Origin of the sequence: Sphingopyxis sp. (assembly GCF_035998965.1) — a bacterium.
In the GTDB taxonomy this organism is placed as follows: domain Bacteria; phylum Pseudomonadota; class Alphaproteobacteria; order Sphingomonadales; family Sphingomonadaceae; genus Sphingopyxis.
On the sequence record NZ_DASYHE010000015.1, the window covers coordinates 1 to 20,428 of the forward strand.

The window sequence follows — 20,428 nt, forward strand, 5'->3', positions numbered from 1 at the left end:
CCTGTCCGAAGGCAAGGCGCAGCGCGCGTCGGACATCGATGTCGTGTGGATCTATGGCTATGGCTGGCCGGTCTATCGCGGCGGCCCGATGTTCTGGGCCGGGCTGGAAGGCACCGACAAGATCGTCGCGGCGCTGGAAAAGCACGGATTCGAGATCGCGCCGTTGCTCAAGGAAAAGGCCGAGGCGAAGTCGGGCTTCTAAATCCTATGTGCCCTCCCCTTCAGGGGAGGGCTGCGAGACTTGCCAGCTTGCTGGCTTAGTCGCAGCGGGTGGGGTCCATCGGCCTTGCGCAAGACCGATGGACCCCACCCCAACCCCTCCCCTTAAGGGGAGGGGCTTCTGCTGTCCCACCGCGGGGCAGGCGGCCTTTGCTTTGGTCTGCGGCCGCCGCGGGTGGACGCAAATAGTTGCGATTCAGGGTTAAAGCGCTGGTCACACCTGCCGTTACGGCAGAGCATGATTGCCATGTGGTTTCTCGCCCTGTTGCTGCTCACCGGCAGCGTTCCGGTCACCGCTCCGGTGGCGGCACCGCCCGCGAGCGCGGTTGGCGTGGCGCGGGCGCGCATCCTGGCGCCTGCCGAGGTGCGGCGGGTCGACGGCCGGATCGAGGTGCGGACGGGCGACCGCCACGCGCCGACGCAGGTGCATCGGGGCGAGCGCAAGGATGGCGGCGAGACGGCGGATTTTTACTAGAACGGACTCAAACTTCCGTTCGTGTCGAGCGAAGTCGAGACACGCCAAAACAGCGCCAGACGCATCTCGACTTCGCTCGATGCGAACGGCGTTGGGTGCAATGCGTCAGCCCTGCAACGTCCGGATAATCGCCGAAAAGTCGCGGCCATCCTGATCTGCCGCAACAAACGCCTCATACAATTCGCGCGCCTTCGCGCCCATCGGGACATCGGCGTCAACGCTGACCGCTGCCTCCATCGCCAGCCGCAGATCCTTGAGCATCAGCGCCGCGGCGAACCCGCCCTTGTAATCATTGTCGGCGGGCGTCGTCGGGCCGACGCCGGGGAGCGGTGCGTAGCTGGTCAGCGACCAGCATTGCCCCGACGACACGCTGGCGATGTCGAAGAATTTCTGCGGGTCGAGCCCGAGCTTGAGCGCCAGCGCGAGCGTTTCGCACGTCGCGACCATCGAGGCGCCGAGCAGCATGTTGTTGCAGATTTTCGCCGCCTGCCCCGCCCCCGCGTCACCGGCGTGGATCACCGCCTTGCCCATCTGCGCCAGGATCGGCTGCGCGCGGGCAAAGCCTTCGTCGGTGCCGCCGACCATGAAGGTCAGCGTCCCGGCGTTGGCGGCGGCGATGCCGCCCGACACTGGCGCATCGACCGCCACAAGGCCATTGGCAGTCGCGGCTTCGATGTTCGAGCGCGCGGTGGCGACGTCGATCGTCGAGCAATCTAGGAGCAAGGTTCCGGGTGCAGCATTCGGAAAGACGTCGCTTTCATAGACCGACGCGACATGCTTGCCCGCGGGGAGCATCGTCACCACTGCCTCGGCGCCGGTGACGGCCTCAGCCGCCGACGCAGCGCGCATGCAACCGGCCTCGGCCGCGCGCGCGAGCGCCTCTTCGCTAAGGTCGAAAGCACGCACCTCATGCCCCGCCTTCGCGAGATTTGCGGCCATGCCGCCGCCCATGTTGCCGAGTCCGATAAATGCAATTCTCATGTCACCGCCCCTTCCACACGCCTTCGCGTTTCTCGATAAACGCCGCCATGCCTTCGGCCTTGTCCTCGGTCGCAGCCAAAATCTGGAACAGGCGGCGTTCGTAGATCAGTCCTTGGTCGAGCGTGGTTTCGAACGCGGCGTTGACCATATCCTTGTTCACCATCGCGGCCATCGGCGGCATTGCGGCGATGACAGTCGCGGTCTTTACCGCTTCTTCGACCAGCGTCTCATGCGGAACCACACGCGCGACGAGGCCCGAGCGTTCGGCCTCGGCGGCGTCCATCATCCGGCCGGTCAGGCACATTTCCATCGCCTTCGCCTTGCCGATCGCGCGGGTCAGCCGTTGCGACCCGCCCATGCCCGGCGCAACGCCGAGCTTGATTTCGGGCTGGCCGAATTTCGCCTTGTCCGACGCGATGATAAAATCGGCCATCATCGCGAGTTCGCAGCCACCGCCGAGCGAGAAGCCGTTGACCGCGGCGATCCACGGCTTGCGGACCTTCTTCACGAAATCGCTCGTCCATTTCGAGAAGAAGTCTTCGAGGTAGAAATCGGAGGCGGGCTTGTCGGCCATTTCCTTGATGTCGGCGCCCGCGGCGAACGCCTTGTCGCCCGAGCCGGTGAGCACGGCGCAGCGTTGGCCGGGGTCGGCTTCGAAGGCCGCGAAGGCGGCGATCAGGTCGCCCAGCACCTGTGAATTGAGCGCATTCAGCGCCTGCGGGCGGTTGAGCGTCACCAAGGTGACGGCGCCGCGCTGTTCGACGAGGAGGGTTTCGTAGGTCATTCCAATGATCTCCTGAAAATCGTCATGCCGGACTTGATCCGGCATCCATTCCGACGGGGCCGAATGGACCCCGGATCAAGTCCGGGGTGACGAAGCTAATTGAGCGGCGTCCATTTCTCATCATCGGGCAAGGGCGCAAAGATGGCGTCGATCCAGTCCTCGGTCACCGCTTCGGGTTTGGCCGGATCCCATTTCGGGCTGTTGTCCTTGTCGATGATCAGCGCGCGCACGCCTTCTATGAAGTCGTGCATCTGCACGACGCGGCTGCCGATCGCATATTCCTGTGTCATCTGCGCCGCGAAGTCGTGCATCTCGCCGCCTTCCTTCAGCAGACGCAGCGCGACCTTGCACGTCTGTGGCGATTTGCTGTGCAGGACGCCAAGTTCCTTCGTCGCCCATTCGCCGCCGTCGGCTTCGAGCGCGGCGAGGATCTCCTCATAGGTGTCGCTCGCGAACAGCCGGTTGATCTTGTCGATATGCTGGGTGATCGCGGCAGGCGGCGCGGTGACCGACAGCTCACCCAGGATCCCGCCGATGCGGTCGGGATGTGCGGCGATACGCGCCTTTGCGTCATCCAGCTTTTCGGACGGCAGATAATGGGTCGCGAGGCCGAGCGCCAAAGATTCGGCGCCGTCGAGCCGCGCGCCCGTGAGCGCGAGGAACACCCCGACGCGGCCTTCGAGCCGCGGCAGGTACCAGCCGCCGCCGACATCGGGGAACAGGCCAATCCCGGTTTCGGGCATCGCGAAGCGCGTATGTTCGGTCGCGACGCGATATTTCGCCGGCTGCGAAATCCCGACCCCGCCGCCCATGGTGATGCCGTCCATGAAGGCGACAATGGGCTTGGGATAGGTGAAGAGCAGGTGATTGAGGCGATATTCGGTGTGGAAGAATTGACGCGCTTCCTTGCCGTCCTTCGCGCCGCTATCCGCGAGCATGCGAATGTCGCCACCCGCGCAGAAACCACGGCCTTCGCTATGGTCGATGATCACCGCTTCGATGGCGTCGTCGTCGCGCCATTTCAGCAGCGCGTCGATCATCGCCTGACACATTGCCAGGTTGAGCGCGTGGATCGCCTTGGGGCGGTTGAGCGACAGGCGGCCGGAGCGGCCTTCGGTCGAAATGAGAACGTCTTCGGTCATCGCCGATCCTCCCCGGAACGGGGAGGGGGACCACCGAAGGTGGTGGAGGGGTACCCTCGCCCAAACACTGCGTATCGGGGCGCGTGCCCTTCCACCAAGCTTTGCATGGTCCCCCTCCCCCCTTGGGGGAGGATCGGCATCGTCATCATCATTGGCGCAGCAAGTCCCTTCCGACGATCATCCGCATCACCTGGTTGGTCCCCTCGAGGATCGAATGGACGCGCAGGTCGCGCCAGAAGCGCTCGATCGGATAATCCTTCAAATAGCCATAGCCGCCGAACAATTGCAGCGCGTCATTGACGATCTTGCTGCCGCTATCGGTCGCGAGCCGCTTGGCCATCGCCGAAAAGCGCGACTTGTCGGGGGCGTTGGCGGTGACTTTCGCAGCCGCCATGTAAAGCAGCGCGCGCGCCGCCTCCAGATCGGTCGCCATGTCGGCGAGCATGAACTGGGTGTTCTGGAAATCGGCGATCGGCTGCCCGAACTGCTGGCGGTCCTTGGTGTAGGCGACCGCTTCGTCGAGGCAGCGCTGCGCGCCGCCGAGCGAGCAGGCGCCGATATTGAGGCGGCCACCATCGAGCCCCGCCATCGCGAAGCGGAAGCCGTCGCCCTCGGCGCCGACCAGATTCTCGACCGGCACGCGGCAGTCCTCGAAGATTACCTGCGCGGTGGGCGACGCGTTCCAGCCGAGCTTTTTCTCCGGCGCGCCAAAGCTCAGTCCCGGTGTGTCCTTTTCGACGACGAGGCAGCTGATGCCTTTCGACTTTTCCTCGCCGGTGCGGACCATGCAGACATAGATGTCGTTGATCCCGGCGCCCGAGATGAACTGCTTGGTGCCGTTGAGCACATAATGGTCGCCGTCTTTCCGGGCGGTCGTCTTGAGCGCCGCGGCGTCCGACCCCGAACCCGGTTCGGTCAGGCAATAGCTCGCGATCTTTTCCATGCTGACGAGGTCGGGCAGGAAGCGGTCCTTGATCGCCGCGCCGCCGAAGCGGTCGATCATCCACGCCGCCATATTGTGGATCGAGATATAGGCACTGGTCGCGGGGCAGCCATAGGCCATCGCCTCCATGATCAGCGCCGCCTCCATCCGGCCCAGACCGATGCCGCCCGATTCCTCGGCGACATAAATCGCGCCGAAACCCAGCTCGCCCGCCGCCTTCCACACATCGACGGGATAATGGCATTTCTCATCCCACTCCGCCGCGAACGGCGTGATGCGGTCGGCGGTGAATTTGCGCGCCATGTCCTGAATGGCGAGCTGGTCGTCGGTAAGCTGGAACTGGTCGGTCATGGTCGTTTCTCGATAATGGCTTCGGCTTCGATTTCGACTTTCCATTCGGGCCGGATCAGCGCCGGCACCACCAGCATCGTCGATGCCGGACGGACGTTTTTGAATGCCGCACCATGCGCCAGTCCGACAAGATCGGCGTCGGCAGCGTCGGTGATATACATGCGGGTGCGCACGACATCGGCGAAGCTGCCGCCGAGCGCTGCGAGCGCTTCGCCGATGATCGCGATGCAGCGCGCCGCCTGCGCGCCTGCGTCGCCGGGGGTCGAGGTGCCGTCAGGCTCGATCGGTGCGCAGCCCGCGACATCGATGCGGTTGCCAACGCGAACCGCGCGGCTGTAGCCGTAGATCGGTTCGAAGGGAGACGCCGAGCTGTGATTGCGACGACTGGAATCAGCCACAGGTGACCTGCGTGATCTTGTAGGCGTCGTCGTACATGACGTTCACCCGGTCCTGACGATAATCCATCGTCATCGCCGAGCGCGGCGGCCCCCAGCGCAGCGTGCGCGCACCGGTCGCCTTGACGATTGCGCCGCCGAGGTCGGGCGTTGCCGTCTGGCCGATATAGCTTTGTGCCGCGTCAGCCTTGCACGTCATTTCGGTGGGCGGCGTCGGGGTCGATTCGGGCGGCCGTTCCTGGGTGCAAGCGGCGAGTGGCAGCGCGGCGGCCATGGCAAGCAAGCGAATGTCCATCATGAGTCTCTCCCTTTCAAAACCATCAGGTGCAGCGCGTATAGCGCATCGGACCGGCGGCGGCACCCTCGCCCTGATCGCGGCGAACGAGCGTTTTGCCGCCATCGGCGAGGTCGAGCTGCATCCGGCGATCCCAAGTCGCGCCTTCGCCGCTGAATTTATAGTCGGCGTCGATGCGGCCCGGTTCGCTGGTGCGAACGCGCGTCAGTTCGCCGTGCGATTCGTAGAAGCGCAGGTTGGTCGCGTCGATCGTCAGCGCGGTGAGGTCGGTGCCCTTCTTCGCGGCGCAATCGGCGGGTTTCAGCGCCCAGCGGCCGCGAATCGCGGCCGGGATCGTTTGACCGTCGCCCGCGGTCTTAGGTTCGACCTTTGCCAGAGTTTCGTCCGCACCATCGGGCAGGTCAGCGTCGATCGCCGGTTCTACCGTCTTGGCGGGGGCAGGCGGCTCGGCTTTTTGCATCGGCGAGATCGCGGCGCTGTCTTCGGGCTGCGACTTGTCCTCGCTGCCGCTGCACGCGGCGAGCATCAACAGAACGGCAGGCATCGTCCATCGCATCATCGCCTCTCTCCTTTGCGAAGGGAAATGCGCGATGGCCGAGCCGGGTTTCATGCGTTCGCCCCGTCAACCCATTGTCGGGATGACGAACGCGTTGCCCCCGTCAGGCGAACCGTCGGGCCAGCGCTGGGTGATTGTCTTGACCTTGGTCCAGAATTTCACACCCTCCATGCCGTGCTGGTTGGTGTCGCCGAAAGCCGAGCGCTTCCAGCCGCCAAAGCTGTGATAGGCAACGGGTACCGGGATCGGCACGTTGATGCCGACCATGCCGACGTTGACGCGCGCGGCGAATTCGCGCGCGGCGTGGCCGTTGCGGGTGAAGATGGCGACGCCGTTGCCATACTGGTGCTTCGACGGGAGAGCGAGCGCCTCCTCAAAATTGGCGGCGCGGACGATCTGCAACACCGGCCCGAAAATCTCTTCCTTGTAGCTTTCCATGTCGGTGGTGACATGGTCGAACAGGGTCGGGCCGATGAAGAAGCCCTTTTCGTGGCCTTGGAGACTGAAGCCGCGGCCGTCGACGACGAGTTCGGCGCCTTCATCGGCGCATTTCTGGATCCAGCCTTCGATCTTTTCCTTGTGCGCCTGCGTCACCACGGGCCCGTAATGCGCCTCGGCATCGGTCGATACGCCGACGCGCAGCGCCGCAATCGCGGGGATCAGCTTTTCACGCAGGCGATTGGCGGTGTCCTCGCCAACCGGGACGACGACCGGCAGCGCCATGCAGCGCTCACCCGCCGAGCCGAATGCCGCGCCGGTCAAATCATTGACGACCTGGTCGAGATCGGCGTCGGGCATGACGATACCGTGGTTCTTCGCGCCGCCCATCGCCTGCACGCGCTTGCCGTTGGCAACGCCGCGATTGTAAACATAATGCGCAATGTCCGACGAGCCGACGAAGCTGACCGCGCCGATGTCGGGATGGTCGAGGATCGCGTCGACCATTTCCTTGTCGCCGTGCACGACCTGGCAGATGCCCTCGGGCAGTCCGGCTTCGATGAACAGCTCGGCGAGGCGCACCGGGACCGACGGATCGCGTTCGCTCGGCTTGATGATGAAGGCGTTGCCGGTCGCGATCGCGACGCCCGACATCCACAGCGGGATCATCGCAGGAAAGTTGAACGGGGTGATGCCGGCGCCGATGCCGATCGGCTGGCGCATCGAATAGACGTCGATGCCAGGACCGGCGCCCTGGGTATATTCGCCCTTGAGCACATGCGGGATGCCGCAGCAGAATTCGATGACCTCCAGCCCGCGCTGAATGTCGCCCTTCGAATCGGCGATCACCTTGCCATGTTCGCTCGACAGCATGTGCGCGAGGCTGTCCATATTGGCTTCGACGAGGCGCTTGAACTCGAACATCACGCGCGCGCGGCGCTGCGGGTTGGTCGCGGCCCAGGCGGGCTGCGCGTTTTTCGCAGCGGCAACGGCGCGTTCGAGCAGTGCGGCGTCACCGAGCGCGACCTGTGCCTGCACACTGCCATTATTGGGGTCGAACACGTCGCCCTGACGGACGCTGCCGCCGGCTCCGCCGACGATATGGTGATCAATCTGTCGCATGGTCGAGTCTCCCGTTTCTGGTTGCCGTTGCAACAGACGATGTACGCGCGATTTGCAAGGGATAGACTTGCAGCAGTAACCTGCATATTCGCAGGTCATGGATTGGGATAACCTGCAAATTTTCCTGACGGTAGCCCGCCAAGGGACGGTGGCCCGCGCCGCGCAGGCGCTGCAACTGGACGCCACGACGGTCAGCCGCCGGGTGCGCGCACTGGAAGGCGCGTTGCAACAGACATTGTTCGAACGCGCGCCCAGCGGTTTCATTCCGACGGCAGCCGGGCGCGCGCTGGTCCCGCATGCCGAGGCGATGGCGGCGGCGGCGGCGCGCATCCATATGGCCGACAGCGGCGCGGGATTGTCGGGACAGTTGCGGGTCAGCGTGTCTGAGGGTTTCGGGGGCAGCTTCATCGCGCCGCGCCTCGCGCGGTTCACGGCCGCGCACCCCGAACTCGAAATCGACCTCGTCGCCTCGTCGGGCTTTCTCAATCCGTCGCGGCGCGAAGCCGATATGGCGGTGCTGCTGGCGCGGCCGCGCAAAGGCCCGCTGATCACGCGCAAACTGTCGGATTACAGCCTCGGTCTTTATGCCCCCGCCGAGCGGCGCGACTGGCAGGATGCGGCAACGGCCCTGCCGCTGTCGCGCGCCGACATTCCCGTGATCGGTTATATGCCCGACATCCTTTATGCGCCCGAACTCGACTATCTGGGTGAGATCGAACCGGGGCTGCGCGCGACGATCCGGTCATCGAGCATTTTGGCGCAGCGGCGGATGATTGCGGGCGGCGCGGGGGTCGGCGTGCTGCCCTGCTTCCTTGCAGCGGGCGATCCGGCACTGGTGCGGGTGCGGCCCGATCAGATGATCGGGCGCAGTTTCTGGCTGGCACTGCACCGCGACGTCGCGCCGCAACCGCGCATCCGCGCCTTTATCGACTGGCTCGACGCGGAAGTCCGGGACAGCCGGGCGTTGCTGTCGCAAAGATAAGCGAGAGTAGCCAGCGAGAGAAAATTTGTCGTAATTTGTCGCAAATCCTGCATTGCGCTTGCCAGCGACAAATCAATCGGTTGAATAGGCGCGATTCCTCCCCCGCCGTGCGGCGCGCCGATACGAGAATAACCATTATGCCGAAGAAGAGCTCGCTGTTGCTGGCCGGAGCCTTATGCGCCGCAACCTTGTCGCTGGGCGCCTGTTCGGGTCAGGACGACGAGCGCAAGGGCGGCCGCGGCGCCCCGCAGGTTGGCTTTGTTGTTGTGAAGGTCGAACCGGTGCCGGTTACGACGTCGCTTGGCGGGCGCACTGTCGCGTTCGAGACCAGCGAAGTCCGGCCGCAGGTCAACGGCCTGATCCGCCGCCGCCTGTTCACCGAAGGCGGATTCGTGCGCGCCGGACAGCCGCTCTATCAGATCGATGCCAGCCTCTATCAGGCCGCGGCCGATCAGGCCGCCGCCAATCTTGCCAGCGCCCGCGCCAGCGCGCAGGCGGCGGACGAGCGCGTCCGCCGCTTCGCCCCGCTCGCCAAGATGCAGGCGATCGCCGAACAGGATTATACCGACGCGCTGGCCGAGGCCCGCGTTGCGCGGGCCGCCGTCGCACAAAATGCCGCCGCGCTCGAAACCGCGCGCATCACCCTGCGCTATGCGACGATCACGGCGCCGATCAGCGGGCGTATCGGCCGCAGCCTTGCCACCCCCGGCGCGCTGGTCAGCGCGAGCCAGGCGACGCCACTGACCACGATCCAGCGCATCGACCCGATTTATGTCGATATGCAGCAATCGAGCGCCGAACTGACGACACTGCGCCAAGCGATCGCCAATGGCGGCGTGTCGCAAGGCAGCGCCGCGGTGCGGCTGCGGCTTGAGGACGGCAGTGCTTATGGCTTGACCGGTTCGGTCGAATTTTCCGAAATGACGGTGAACGAGGCGACCGGCACGGTGACCTTGCGCGCGCGTTTCCCCAATCCGGGCGGCCTGTTGCTGCCTGGCATGTTTGTAACCGCAACATTTGAGCAAGCGATCGATCCGACCGCAATCCTGGTACCGCAACCCGCCGTCCAGCGCGATTTCGACGGATCGGCCTTTGTCTATCTGGCAGGCAAGGACAATAAGGCGATCCGCCGCAAGATCGCCACATCGCGCACCGTCGGTGGCAGCTGGATCGTCACCGAGGGCCTGCGCGCCGGCGACCGCGTCATCACGCAGGGGGTCGGCAATCTGCGCGACGGCGCCGACATTCGGCCGGTCCCGGCCAGCAGTCCGCAGCGGGTGGGGGCTCCCCCGGCGGGCCAGACAGCAGAAAAGAGTAAATAGCCCCTCATGTCCCGTATCTTCATCGACCGGCCGATCTTTGCCTGGGTACTGGCGATCGTCGTCATGCTGGCGGGCTTTGGCGCGCTGCGCGCGCTGCCGATCGAACAATATCCCGACATCGCGCCGGTCCAGGTCAATATCCGCGCCAGCTATCCCGGCGCCTCAGCCGAAACGATCGAGAACAGCGTCACCCAGATATTGGAGCAGCAGCTGACCGGGATCGACGGGCTGCTCTATTTCAGTTCGAGTTCCAGCTCGCGCGGACAGGCAAGCATCACGGCCATCTTCGACAAGGGCACCGACCCCGACATTGCCCAGGTGCAGGTCCAGAACAAGATCGAATCGGCAGTGTCGCGCCTGCCGCAACAGGTGCAGCAACAGGGGGTGCGGGTCAGCAAATCCAATGCGGACACGCTGTTGATCGTCAGCGTTTATGACAAGACGCGCACCCGCAACAATTATGACGTGTCCGATTATCTGACCACCAACATCCAGGATCCGCTGTCGCGGGTCGAGGGGGTTGGCGACGTCAACATCTTTGGCTCACCGCACGCGATGCGGATCTGGCTGAACCCGCAGCGACTGGCCGCGGTGTCGCTGATGCCCGGCGACGTGATCTCGGCGATCACCGCCCAGAATAGCGAGGTTGCCGCGGGCGAGGTCGGCGGTCTGCCGTCGCCGCAAGGCCAGCTGTTGACGGCTACGGTGACCGCCCAGTCGCGACTGCAAACGCCGGAGGAGTTCCAGAACATCGTTCTGAAGACGCTGCCCGACGGGTCGGCGGTTCGCATTCGCGACGTCGCGCGGGTCGAAATCGGGGCAGAAAATTACAGCTCGGTCGGGCGCCTGAACCGCCAACCAAGCTCGGGCATGGCCATCTCGCTGTCACCGGGAGCCGACGCACTGGCGACAGTGGAACGCGTCAAGGCGCGGATGACCGAGCTGGCGCAGAACATGCCCGACGGGCTCGACTATGCCTATATCAACGACACGACGACCTTCATCAAGCTGTCGGTCAGCGAAGTGCAGAAAGCGCTGTTCGAAGCGATCCTGCTGGTCATCATCGTCATGTTCGTTTTTCTGCAAAGCTGGCGCGCAACGCTGATCCCCGCAATTGCCGTGCCGGTCGTGCTGCTCGGCACCTTTGCCATCTTCTATCTTGCGGGGTTCAGCATCAACACATTGACGTTGTTCGGCCTGGTCCTGGCGATCGGGCTGCTCGTCGATGACGCGATCGTCGTCGTCGAAAATGTCGAGCGATTGATGGAAGAAAATCCCGGCATGAGCGCCCGCGAGGCGACCGTTCAGTCGATGAAAGAGCTTCAGGTCGCGTTGATCGCCATTGGCCTGGTGCTGTCGGCGGTCTTTTTGCCCATGGCTTTCTTCGGCGGATCGACCGGCGTCATTTATCGCCAGTTTTCCATCACCGTTGTCTCGGCAATGGTATTGTCGGTGTTCGTCGCGCTGATTCTCAGCCCGGCATTGACATCGACCCTGCTCAAACCGCGCGATCACGGCGATACGCGGCCCGGACGGTTCCCGCGCGTCGATGCCGCGCTGACGCGTGCCAAGACCTGGTTCAATACCAGCTTCGAGCGCACGACCGACCGCTATGTCGGCAGCGTCGAGCGTGTGGTCGAGCGCAAATGGCGCTTTCTGGGCCTCTATCTGATCATCCTGGTCCTGCTGGCGTTTCTGTTCCTGCGTCTGCCCAGCGGCTTCCTGCCCGGTGAGGATCAGGGCCGGGTGCAGATCCAGTTCCGCCTGCCTGCGGGCGCGACGCAGGAACGCACGCTGGAGGTCCGCGATGCGATCGAGGATCATCTGCTCAGCGCCGAAAAGGCGAATATCGAATCGCTGTTCCTCAACGCCGGCGGCGGCGGGGGCGGCGCGTCGGGACAGAACACCGGACAAGGTTTCGTCAACCTGGCCCATTGGGACGACCGGCCCGGCAAGGAAAATAGCGCCGACGCCATCGCCGAGCGCACCCGTCAGGCCTTTGCCGGTCTGCGTGACGCGCAGGTGTTTGCACTGGTCCCCGGCGCGGTGCGGGGGCTGGGTGATACGTCGGGCTTTACGATGCAATTCCAGAACCGTAGCGGCATGACGCGCGAAGAATTTGCCGCGGCGCGTGATCGCCTGATCGCCGCCGCCAATGCCAATCCCAAGCTCACCTCGGTGCGGCTGAGCGACCTGCCCGACTTGGCAACGCTGAAAATCGACGTCGATACCCAGCGGCTCACTGCTTACGGGCTGACCAACGCCGATGTGAACAACACACTATCGACCGCGTGGGGCGGCCGCTACGTCAATGATTTCATCGACGAAGGGCGCGTCAAGCGCGTCTATGTCCAGGGCGATGCGCCCTATCGGTCGAAGCCTGAAGACCTCAGCCAATGGTATGTGCGCTCGGCCGATGGCGAGATGTCCCCTTTTTCCGCCTTTTCGCAGATCAGCTGGTCGACCACGCCCAGCACGACCTCGCGCTTTCAAAGCGTTCCTGCCTTCGAAATCTCGGGCCAGCCGACCGCTGGTACCAGCTCGGGCGAAGCGATGGACGAGATTGCGGCGCTCGCGGCGGAAATTCCGGGCACCAGTGTCGCCTGGTCGGGCGCATCGTATCAGGAACGGCTCTCGTCGGGGCAGGCGCCCTTGCTCTATGCCCTATCGCTGCTGGTGGTCTTTCTGTGCCTCGCGGCGCTTTACGAAAGCTGGTCGATCCCGGTTGCCGTGCTGCTGGTCATTCCGCTCGGATTGGTCGGTGCGGTCTTTGCCGTCACGCTGCGCGGACTCGAAAACGACGTCTATCTCCAGATCGGGCTGCTGACGACAATGGGACTGGCGGCCAAAAATGCGATTTTGATGATCGAATTTGCCGAGCAGGAAGAGCGCAAGGGCAAACGTGTCATTGAAGCCGCGATCACCGCGGCACGCATCCGCCTGCGCCCGATTTTGATGACCAGTTTTGCCTTCATCTTCGGCGTGCTGCCGCTGGCACTGGCGTCGGGGGCCGGCGCGAACAGTCGCATCGCGATCGGCACATCGGTGATCGGCGGCATGTTGACCGCAACGCTGCTCGCGATCTTCTTCATTCCGTTATTCTTTGTCCTCGTCCGCCGCGGGGTGCGCGACGGGATCGCGGCGGTTCGCAGGCGCTATGGCAAGGGCAAGACTGACGGCGCCGCCGGGGTTCCGGCATGATCGGCATCCGCGCCCTGCTGCTGGCCAGCACATTCGCGCTCGCGGGCTGTTCGCTGGCGCCCAAGACGGTGCTACCGGACCCGCCGGTGCCGCAAAGCTGGCCGGTCGGCGACGCTTATCTGCTGCAAAGCGAGGCGGCGCTGCCGATCCTGTCGTACCAAAGCGTCTTTACCGACCCGCGGTTGCAGACACTGACCGAGCAGGCGCTGACCAACAACCGCGACCTGCGCGTCGCTTACGCCAATGTCGCCGCGGCGCGCGCGCAGGCGCGTGTCACCCGCGCCGGACAATTCCCCGAAATCGGGATCAGCGGCGGCGCCGGCTATTCGGATGGCAGCAGCAGCAGCGGAAGCGGAAGCAGCACGGGCGGCGGAGGCGGCAGGGGTGACTTCTCGCTGCGCGGCGGGGTCACCGCGTTCGAACTCGACCTGTTCGGCAAGCTGGCCAATGCGACGGAGGCCGACCGTAACCGCGCGCTGGCGACCGAGGCCGCGTCGCGCACCGTGCGCCTCGCGCTGATCGCCAATCTGGCCGAAGCCTGGGCGACCTATGGCGCCGACCGCGACCTCTTGAAAATCGCCGAGGACACCGCGGCGAATGCGCGCGAAAGCGTGCGGCTGACCAAAGCGCGGCTCGACGGCGGCGTCGCGCCGCGCACCGACCTGCGCCAGGCCGAACAGATACTCGCGACCGCCGAGGATGCGATCGCGCAGCAAAGGACGGCGCTGGCGCAGGATGAGAATCTAATCCGCCTGCTCGTCGGCGGCGATGTCGATCGTGCGCTGCTTCCCACCGGGCTGGCCGACGTGACGCCTGCGATCGCCTCGCTTCCGGCGGGAGTGAACTCGCAAATCCTGCTCCGCCGTCCCGATGTGATCGAAGCCGAATATGGCCTGCGCGCCGCCAACGCCGACATCGGGGTTGCGCGCGCGCAGCTGTTCCCGTCGATCTCGCTGACCGGATTGCTCGGCTTTGCCAGCAACGCGCTGTCCAGCCTGTTCGACAGCGGATCGTTCAACTGGTCGGCGGGCGGCGACGTCACCGCGCCGATCTTTGACGCCGGCGGTCGCCGCGCCGGGGTGGCGGTGAGCGAGGCGCAGCGCGACGCCGCGCTGGCGGGCTATGAAGGCGCGATCCAGACGGCGTTTCGCGAGGTCGCCGACGCGCTCGCGGTGCAAGGCACGATCGCCGAACGGGCGCGCGCCGCCGCCGCGAACACCGCCGCCGCCGCCGACACCGCAACACTCACCGATGCGCGGTACAAGGGCGGCATCGACAACTTCCTTGCCAGCCTCGACGCGCAGCGCAGCCTCTATGCAGCGCGGCGCAGCGAAATCGCGATCCAACTGCTGCTTGTGCAGACCCGCATCGCGCTGTTCCGCGCGCTGGGCGGCGACAGCGGCGCGGGGGCGGCGCCTCCCAACTCCTAGCAACCCTCGTCACCCCGGACTCGATCCGGGGTCCATGACGACGACGCTGCATGGATGCCGGATCAAGTCCGGCATGACGAGACTTTGGAAAATCCGACTCTTTCTTGACAATCCCCTTCGCTCGCGCGCTAATAGAACAAATCAGGAACATATATGCGCGAGTCGTCTCAACCTCTCGCCGGGCTGCGCCAGCGCATCGCCCGGCTGGCCGCCACGGGTGGCCCCGAAAGCCGCCCGGCCGAGGGCTGGCTGGCGTCGGGACATGGCGCGTTCGATGCGGCCATCGGCGGCGGGTTGATGGTCGGTCGCACGCATGAGTTTTTTGCCGCCGACGCGCTCGATGGCGCCAGCGCCGCCGCATTCGCGGCGCTGCTCGCGCTGCGCACCCCGGGCCAGGCACCACTGCTGTGGCTGCGCACCGTCGATGCCGGACGCCGCACCGGACACATCTATGCCCCCGGCATCGCCGAACTCGGCGGCGATCCCGATCGGTTGCTGTTGATCGAGACCCCCGATCCCAAAATGCTGCTCGCTTGCGCCAATGATGCCGTGCGCTGCGCGGGATCGGCGGCGGTAATCGTCGAAAGCTGGGGCAAATTCCCGCTGCTCGATCTCACCGCGGGACGCCGCCTGACGCTCGGCGCGCGCGATGCGGGGACGACGCTGCTGATGCTGCGGTTGAATGCCGCGCCGACCCCGAGCGTCGCCGAAACGCGCTGGAGCATCGTCGCCGCACCGTCGCGCGAACTCGAAGCCGACGCCCCCGGCGCACCCGCCTTCGACCTCGAACTGCTGCGCTGGCGCGGCGGCCCTGCCGGAACGCGCTGGCGACTCGATTGGGATAAAGATGAGCAAGTTTTCCGGGACGCGGCGCTATCTGGCGCTGTTCTTCCCCTGGCTGCCCGCCGAACGGTTCAACCGCTCGGCGCCGAAGCCGCCTGACCTTCCCCTCGTCTTTGCCGAGAAGCAGCGCGGCGCGCTGCGCCTCGCCAGCATCGATGTGCGCGCGCAGGCACTTGGGCTTCGGGTCGGCATGCCGCTCGCCGACGCGCGGGCGCAGGTGCCCGATCTGGCCATCGTGCCGCACGACCCTGTGCTCGACCAGAACTGGCTCGACCGACTGGCGCAGGGCTGCGCGCGCTACACCCCGCTCGTTGCGCTCGATTCGCCCGACGGGCTGATCCTCGACATCACCGGCTGCACCCATTTGTTCGAGGGCGAGGCGGGGTTGATCGACGACATCGACCGGCGGCTGAACCGGCTCGGGATGACGCTGCGCCATGCGCTTGGCCCCACTGCCGACGCCGCCCGCGCGCTGGCGCGCTACCAGACGCGCCCCGCCCCCGACGAAGCCAGCGCGATCCGCCGCCTGCCCGTCGCCGCGCTCGAACTCGACGCCGAGGCGGGGACCGCGCTCGTCCGCGCCGGGCTCAAGACGATCGGCGACCTCGCGGCGCGGCCGATGGCGAATATCGCCGCGCGTTTTGGCGCCAACACCGCGACCGCGCTGCGCCGCCTGCTCGGCGACGCGCCGAGTCCGCTCGATCCGCGCATTGCTCCGCCGCCGGTCGCCACCGAACGCCGCTTCGCCGAACCCGTGGCCAATATGCCCCATGCGACCCAGATTCTGACCGAACTGGTCGATGAAGCGATCGGCGAGCTGGCCGAGCGCGGCAAAGGCGGGCGCCATTTCCGTGCCACCTTTTTTCGCAGCGACGGTCTGGCGCGCAGCATCGCGGTCGAGACCGGCCATCCCACGCGGGACAGCACCCTCGTCATGCGCCTGTTCGCCGAACGGATGGATACTTTGCGCGATCCGCTCGACCCGGGTTTCGGGTTTGACATGATGCGCCTCGCGGTGCCGCGGCTCGAAGCGCTGACCGCGACGCAGCTCAAGCTCGAAGGCGGGGAAGTGCGCGCCGCGGCGATGACCGAACTGGTCGACCGGCTGGCGACGCGGATCGGCCGCGGCAGCGTGCGCAAATTCATTGCCGCCGATACCCACATCCCCGAACAGGCACAGCTCGCTTTGCCCGCGATCGATGCCGCGCCGCCCACGCCTTGGCCCGCCCCCGAACCCGGCGAGCCGCCGCTCCGCCCCTTCTATCTCTTCGATCCGCCGCAGGTCATCGAAGTGATCGCCGAAGTGCCCGACGGCCCGCCGCACCGCTTTCGCTGGCGCCGGGCGACCCACGCGATCCGCCGTTACGAGGGGCCGGAACGGATCGCGAGCGAATGGTGGCGGCGCAAGGACAATGCTGGCCTCACCCGCGACTATTACCGCGTCGAGGACGAGCGCGGCCGCCGCTACTGGCTGTTTCGCCACGGGCTGTACGACGAAAAGCCCGATCCGCGCTGGTACATCCACGGGCTGTTCGCATGAGGGAGGCGCCCACCCCCGAGCCCGTTTTCGCCGAACTGGTCGCCGCGACCAACTACAGCTTCCTTCGCGGCGCCTCACACCCCGCCGAAATGGTGGCAGAGGCGATCAATCTGGGCATGACCGGCATCGGCATCGCCGACCGCAACAGCGTGGCGGGGGTGGTGCGGGCGCTGGTCGGGCTGCGAAAGTTAGGCGAAAAAGCCGCTGAAGGAGGGATGGAGCTTCCGCCCTTTAAACTCGTGGTCGGCGCCCGACTGGTTTTCGACGATGGCACCCCCGACATCATCGCCTATCCGATCACGCGCCACGGCTGGGGCCGCCTGACGCGCATGCTCACCATCGGCAATCGTCGCACCACAAAAGGCGATTGCGTGATGAAATTCAAAAATTTGCTGATCCATTGCGAGGATATGTTGTTGATCGCGATGGCGACGGAGAAAGACGAAGTCGTCCTGCGCCGCCTCGCCCAAGCCGCACCCGGCGCCTTATGGCTCGGGATCACCATGCCCAGGGGTGGCAGCGATCGCCGCCGTCTCGCCCGATTGCACGCCTTGGCCGACCGTGTCGGCATTCCTTTGCTCGCCACCAACGACGCGCTGTATGCGACGCGCGAACAGCGCCCCCTTCACGATGTCGTCACCTGCATTCGCGAAGGCACGACCATCAACGATGCCGGTCGCCGCCTGCATGCCAATGGCGAACGGCATCTGAAATCCCCGCAAGAAATGCAGCGCCTGTTCCGTCATGCCCCGGAAGCGATCGCGCAAAGCATAGCGATCCTCGATCGCATCGCCTTTTCGCTCGAACAACTCGCCTATGAATATCCGCACGAGCCGGTCCCTGCAGGATGGAATCCGCAACGCTGGCTGGAACATCTGGTGATGGACGCGGCGGCAAAACATCACCCCGATGGATTGCCCAAACGCTGGCAGGACGCCCTAGACGAAGAACTGTCGCTCATCCGCAAATGCAATTTTGCCTGCTATTTTCTGACCGTTCACGACATCGTCAATTTTGCTCGGACCCAAAAACCTCCGATCCTGTGCCAAGGGCGCGGTTCTGCCGCCAATTCGCTCGTCTGTTATTTGCTCGAAATCACTTCGATCGATCCGATCGCCAACAACCTCCTCTTTACCCGCTTTCTCTCCGAAGAACGCCGCGAGCCCCCCGATATCGACGTCGATTTCGAACATGAGCGGCGCGAGGAGGTGATGCAATATATCTATCGCCGCTACACCCGGCGGCGCGCGGGGATCGCCGCCACGGTGATTCATTATCGCCCGCGCAGCACGGTGCGCGAGGTCGGCAAGGCGCTGGGGTTCAGCGAGGATGTCACCGCGCGCCTCGCCGACACCAGCTGGGGCAGTTGGGGTAGCGAGATGCCCGACGAACGCTTTGCCGAAGCGGGGCTCGATATCGAACAGACCGACGTTGCCCGATTGAAATGGATCGTCGAACAGCTCCTGACCTTCCCGCGCCATCTGTCGCAGCATGTCGGCGGCTATGTCCTGACCGAAGACCGGCTCGACGAAATGGTGCCGATCCACAACGCCGCGATGGCAGACCGCACCTTCATCGAATGGGACAAGGACGACATCGATGCACTGAAATTGATGAAAGTCGATATACTCGCGCTCGGGATGCTGACCTGCATCCGCAAATGTTTCGACCTGATGCGGTTGCACGATTTGAGTGACCACAATCTCAAGAGCGTGCCACCCGAAGATCCGGTCGTATACGACATGCTGTGCAAGGGCGACAGCATCGGTGTGTTCCAGGTGGAAAGCCGGGCGCAGATCAACATGCTGCCGCGGCTCCGGCCGAAGGAATTTTATGACCTTGTCATCCAGGTCGCGATCGTCCGACCGGGACCGATTGAGGGCGATATGGTCCACCCTTATTTGAAGCGCCGTAATGGCGAGGAACCGGTCGATTATCCGTCACCCGCCCCGCCGCACGACCCCGACGAGCTTAACCATCTTCTTCACAGAACATTTGGCGTGCCGCTGTTTCAGGAACAGGCGATGAAACTGGCGATCGTCGCAGCCGAATTTACCCCCGACGAAGCCAATGGCCTGCGGCGGGCGATGGCGACCTTTCGCAACGTCGGCACCATCGATCAATTCGGAGCGAAAATGATCGATGGCATGATTCGCCGTGGGTATGAACGCGACTTCGCCGAACGCTGTTACAACCAGATCAAGGGTTTCGGCAGCTATGGCTTCCCCGAAAGCCATGCCCAATCCTTTGCCAAGCTCGTCTATGTCTCGTCCTGGCTGAAATGCCATCACCCTGCCGTCTTCACCTGCGGCCTGCTCAATTCGCAGCCGATGGGCTTTTACGCTCCCGCGCAGCTGGTGCGCGATGCGCAGGAACATGGGGTCGAGGTGCGCGCGGTCGATGTCAACGCCAGCGGGTGGGACAACAGCCTTGAGCGCCGGGATGACGGCAGCCTCGCGCTGCGGCTCGGCTTTCGGCAGGTCGATGGGTTCCGCGAAGCGTGGGCGGCGCAGATCGTCGATGCCCGGACATCGCCCTTTGCCAGCATCGAAGAACTCGCTCGCCGCGCCGGCCTGCCCTCGCGCGCGCTGCGCCTGCTGGCCGAAGCCGATGCCTGCCGGTCGATGGGGCTCGACCGCCGTCCCGCGCTGTGGGATGCGCGGCGGGTGCGGCAGGGGGTGTTGCCGCTGTTCGGCGCCGCCGAAGCCGACGAACTGGGCGCCGAAGCCGACGCACAGTTGCCCCCGACCCCGCTCGTCGAAAATGTGCTGACCGATTACCAGACGACGCGGCTGTCGCTGAAAGGGCATCCGATGGCGTTTCTGCGCGATGATTTCGCACGCGAGGGGGTGCTGAGCGCGGCGCAGGTGATAGCGGCAAAGAACGGGTCGATCGTCCGCACCGCGGGCGTCGTGCTGATCCGCCAGCGCCCTGGCAAGGGCAATGCGATCTTCATCACGCTTGAGGATGAGGGCGGGGTGGTGAATATCCTGCTGTGGGCGCGCCATTTCGAGCGCTATCGCCGCGCCGTCATGGCGTCGCGGCTGATGCTGGCCGAGGGCGAAGTGCAGCGGAGCAAGGAGGGGGTGATCCACCTGATGGCGACGCGGATTGTCGATCGAACGGCGATGCTCGACACCTTGGGCGACGGGCGCAAAGTACGGCCCGAGCTGTGCCGCGCCGACGAGGTCGCGCATCCGCAGCTGCCGCGGGGCTATGCGGCAAAACACGGTCATCCGCGCGACGTTCGCATCCTGCCCAGGTCGCGGGATTTTCATTGATGGTGGGAGGCTGACGTCGGCGAACGGCACCAGCCCGCTCCCTGTTCGGCTATGCCGAACGGCAAAAAAGTTGATGCCCCGGCTGTGGGGGCCGGGGCATCGGATCAGGCTATCTAAGGGACCAACCG

At 65.1% G+C, this 20,428-nt stretch carries 17 protein-coding genes; 9 read left to right on the forward strand and 8 right to left on the reverse strand.

All coding sequences use genetic code 11. The annotated features are described in order from the left end of the window. Both VGN68_RS01780 and VGN68_RS01785 read left to right on the forward strand, forming a co-directional pair. Positions 1-202, forward strand: a 202-nt coding sequence (locus tag VGN68_RS01780) for a hypothetical protein (RefSeq protein WP_327473324.1), incomplete at its 5' end; no start/stop codon positions are given. Positions 203-466: 264 nt separating this feature from the next. After that, positions 467-694 carry a hypothetical protein gene (locus VGN68_RS01785; RefSeq protein WP_327473326.1) on the forward strand — a complete coding sequence of 76 codons (228 nt, stop codon included), beginning with the start codon at positions 467-469 and terminating at the stop codon, positions 692-694. Between the two features lie 105 nt (positions 695-799). Here the strand turns inward: VGN68_RS01785 and mmsB are convergent, their stop codons facing one another. The 8 genes from mmsB to VGN68_RS01825 form a co-directional block, all read right to left on the reverse strand. Next, positions 800-1,675, reverse strand: coding sequence for a 3-hydroxyisobutyrate dehydrogenase (mmsB, locus tag VGN68_RS01790; RefSeq protein WP_327473328.1), 876 nt, complete (start codon positions 1,673-1,675; stop codon positions 800-802). Position 1,676: 1 nt separating this feature from the next. Further along, positions 1,677-2,459 carry an enoyl-CoA hydratase-related protein gene (locus VGN68_RS01795; RefSeq protein ID WP_327473330.1) on the reverse strand — a complete coding sequence of 261 codons (783 nt, stop codon included), beginning with the start codon at positions 2,457-2,459 and terminating at the stop codon, positions 1,677-1,679. A 95-nt stretch (positions 2,460-2,554) separates the two neighbouring features. Next, positions 2,555-3,601, reverse strand: coding sequence for an enoyl-CoA hydratase/isomerase family protein (locus VGN68_RS01800; protein ID WP_327473332.1), 1,047 nt, complete (start codon positions 3,599-3,601; stop codon positions 2,555-2,557). Positions 3,602-3,749: 148 nt separating this feature from the next. Further along, complete coding sequence (locus VGN68_RS01805) at positions 3,750-4,895, reverse strand: acyl-CoA dehydrogenase family protein (protein WP_327473334.1); 1,146 nt, start codon at positions 4,893-4,895, stop codon at positions 3,750-3,752. Continuing rightward, positions 4,892-5,293, reverse strand: a complete 402-nt coding sequence (locus VGN68_RS01810) for a RidA family protein (protein WP_327473336.1) — start codon at positions 5,291-5,293, stop codon at positions 4,892-4,894. The genes VGN68_RS01805 and VGN68_RS01810 overlap by 4 nt, the downstream gene beginning before the upstream one ends. After that, positions 5,286-5,588 (reverse strand): I78 family peptidase inhibitor, encoded by a 303-nt coding sequence (locus VGN68_RS01815; RefSeq protein WP_327473339.1) that lies wholly within the window; start codon positions 5,586-5,588, stop codon positions 5,286-5,288. The genes VGN68_RS01810 and VGN68_RS01815 overlap by 8 nt, the downstream gene beginning before the upstream one ends. Positions 5,589-5,610: 22 nt before the next feature. Beyond that, the gene (locus VGN68_RS01820) at positions 5,611-6,144 is read right to left on the reverse strand and encodes a hypothetical protein (protein WP_327473341.1); all 534 of its coding nucleotides are present in this window, start codon (positions 6,142-6,144) and stop codon (positions 5,611-5,613) included. A gap of 63 nt (positions 6,145-6,207) precedes the next feature. Further along, a complete protein-coding gene (locus VGN68_RS01825; RefSeq protein WP_327473343.1) occupies positions 6,208-7,701 on the reverse strand; it encodes a CoA-acylating methylmalonate-semialdehyde dehydrogenase in 1,494 nt (497 codons plus the stop codon). A gap of 97 nt (positions 7,702-7,798) precedes the next feature. On the opposite strand from VGN68_RS01825, the gene VGN68_RS01830 reads away from it, so the two are divergent. From VGN68_RS01830 to VGN68_RS01860, 7 genes are all read left to right on the forward strand, one after another. Then, positions 7,799-8,683, forward strand: coding sequence for a LysR family transcriptional regulator (locus VGN68_RS01830; RefSeq protein ID WP_327473345.1), 885 nt, complete (start codon positions 7,799-7,801; stop codon positions 8,681-8,683). A gap of 137 nt (positions 8,684-8,820) precedes the next feature. After that, positions 8,821-10,005, forward strand: coding sequence for an efflux RND transporter periplasmic adaptor subunit (locus VGN68_RS01835; RefSeq protein ID WP_327473347.1), 1,185 nt, complete (start codon positions 8,821-8,823; stop codon positions 10,003-10,005). A 6-nt stretch (positions 10,006-10,011) separates the two neighbouring features. Beyond that, on the forward strand, positions 10,012-13,206 hold the full coding sequence (locus tag VGN68_RS01840) for an efflux RND transporter permease subunit (RefSeq protein ID WP_327473349.1): 3,195 nt from the start codon (positions 10,012-10,014) through the stop codon (positions 13,204-13,206). Further along, positions 13,203-14,636, forward strand: a complete 1,434-nt coding sequence (locus VGN68_RS01845; RefSeq protein ID WP_327473351.1) for an efflux transporter outer membrane subunit — start codon at positions 13,203-13,205, stop codon at positions 14,634-14,636. The genes VGN68_RS01840 and VGN68_RS01845 overlap by 4 nt, the downstream gene beginning before the upstream one ends. 153 nt (positions 14,637-14,789) lie before the next feature. Beyond that, positions 14,790-15,578 (forward strand): hypothetical protein, encoded by a 789-nt coding sequence (locus tag VGN68_RS01850; protein ID WP_327473353.1) that lies wholly within the window; start codon positions 14,790-14,792, stop codon positions 15,576-15,578. Beyond that, a complete protein-coding gene (locus VGN68_RS01855; protein WP_327473355.1) occupies positions 15,484-17,019 on the forward strand; it encodes a DNA polymerase Y family protein in 1,536 nt (511 codons plus the stop codon). The genes VGN68_RS01850 and VGN68_RS01855 overlap by 95 nt, the downstream gene beginning before the upstream one ends. Next, positions 17,016-20,300 (forward strand): error-prone DNA polymerase, encoded by a 3,285-nt coding sequence (locus VGN68_RS01860; RefSeq protein WP_327473357.1) that lies wholly within the window; start codon positions 17,016-17,018, stop codon positions 20,298-20,300. Before VGN68_RS01855 ends, VGN68_RS01860 begins: the two co-directional genes overlap by 4 nt. Positions 20,301-20,428 lie beyond the last annotated feature (128 nt).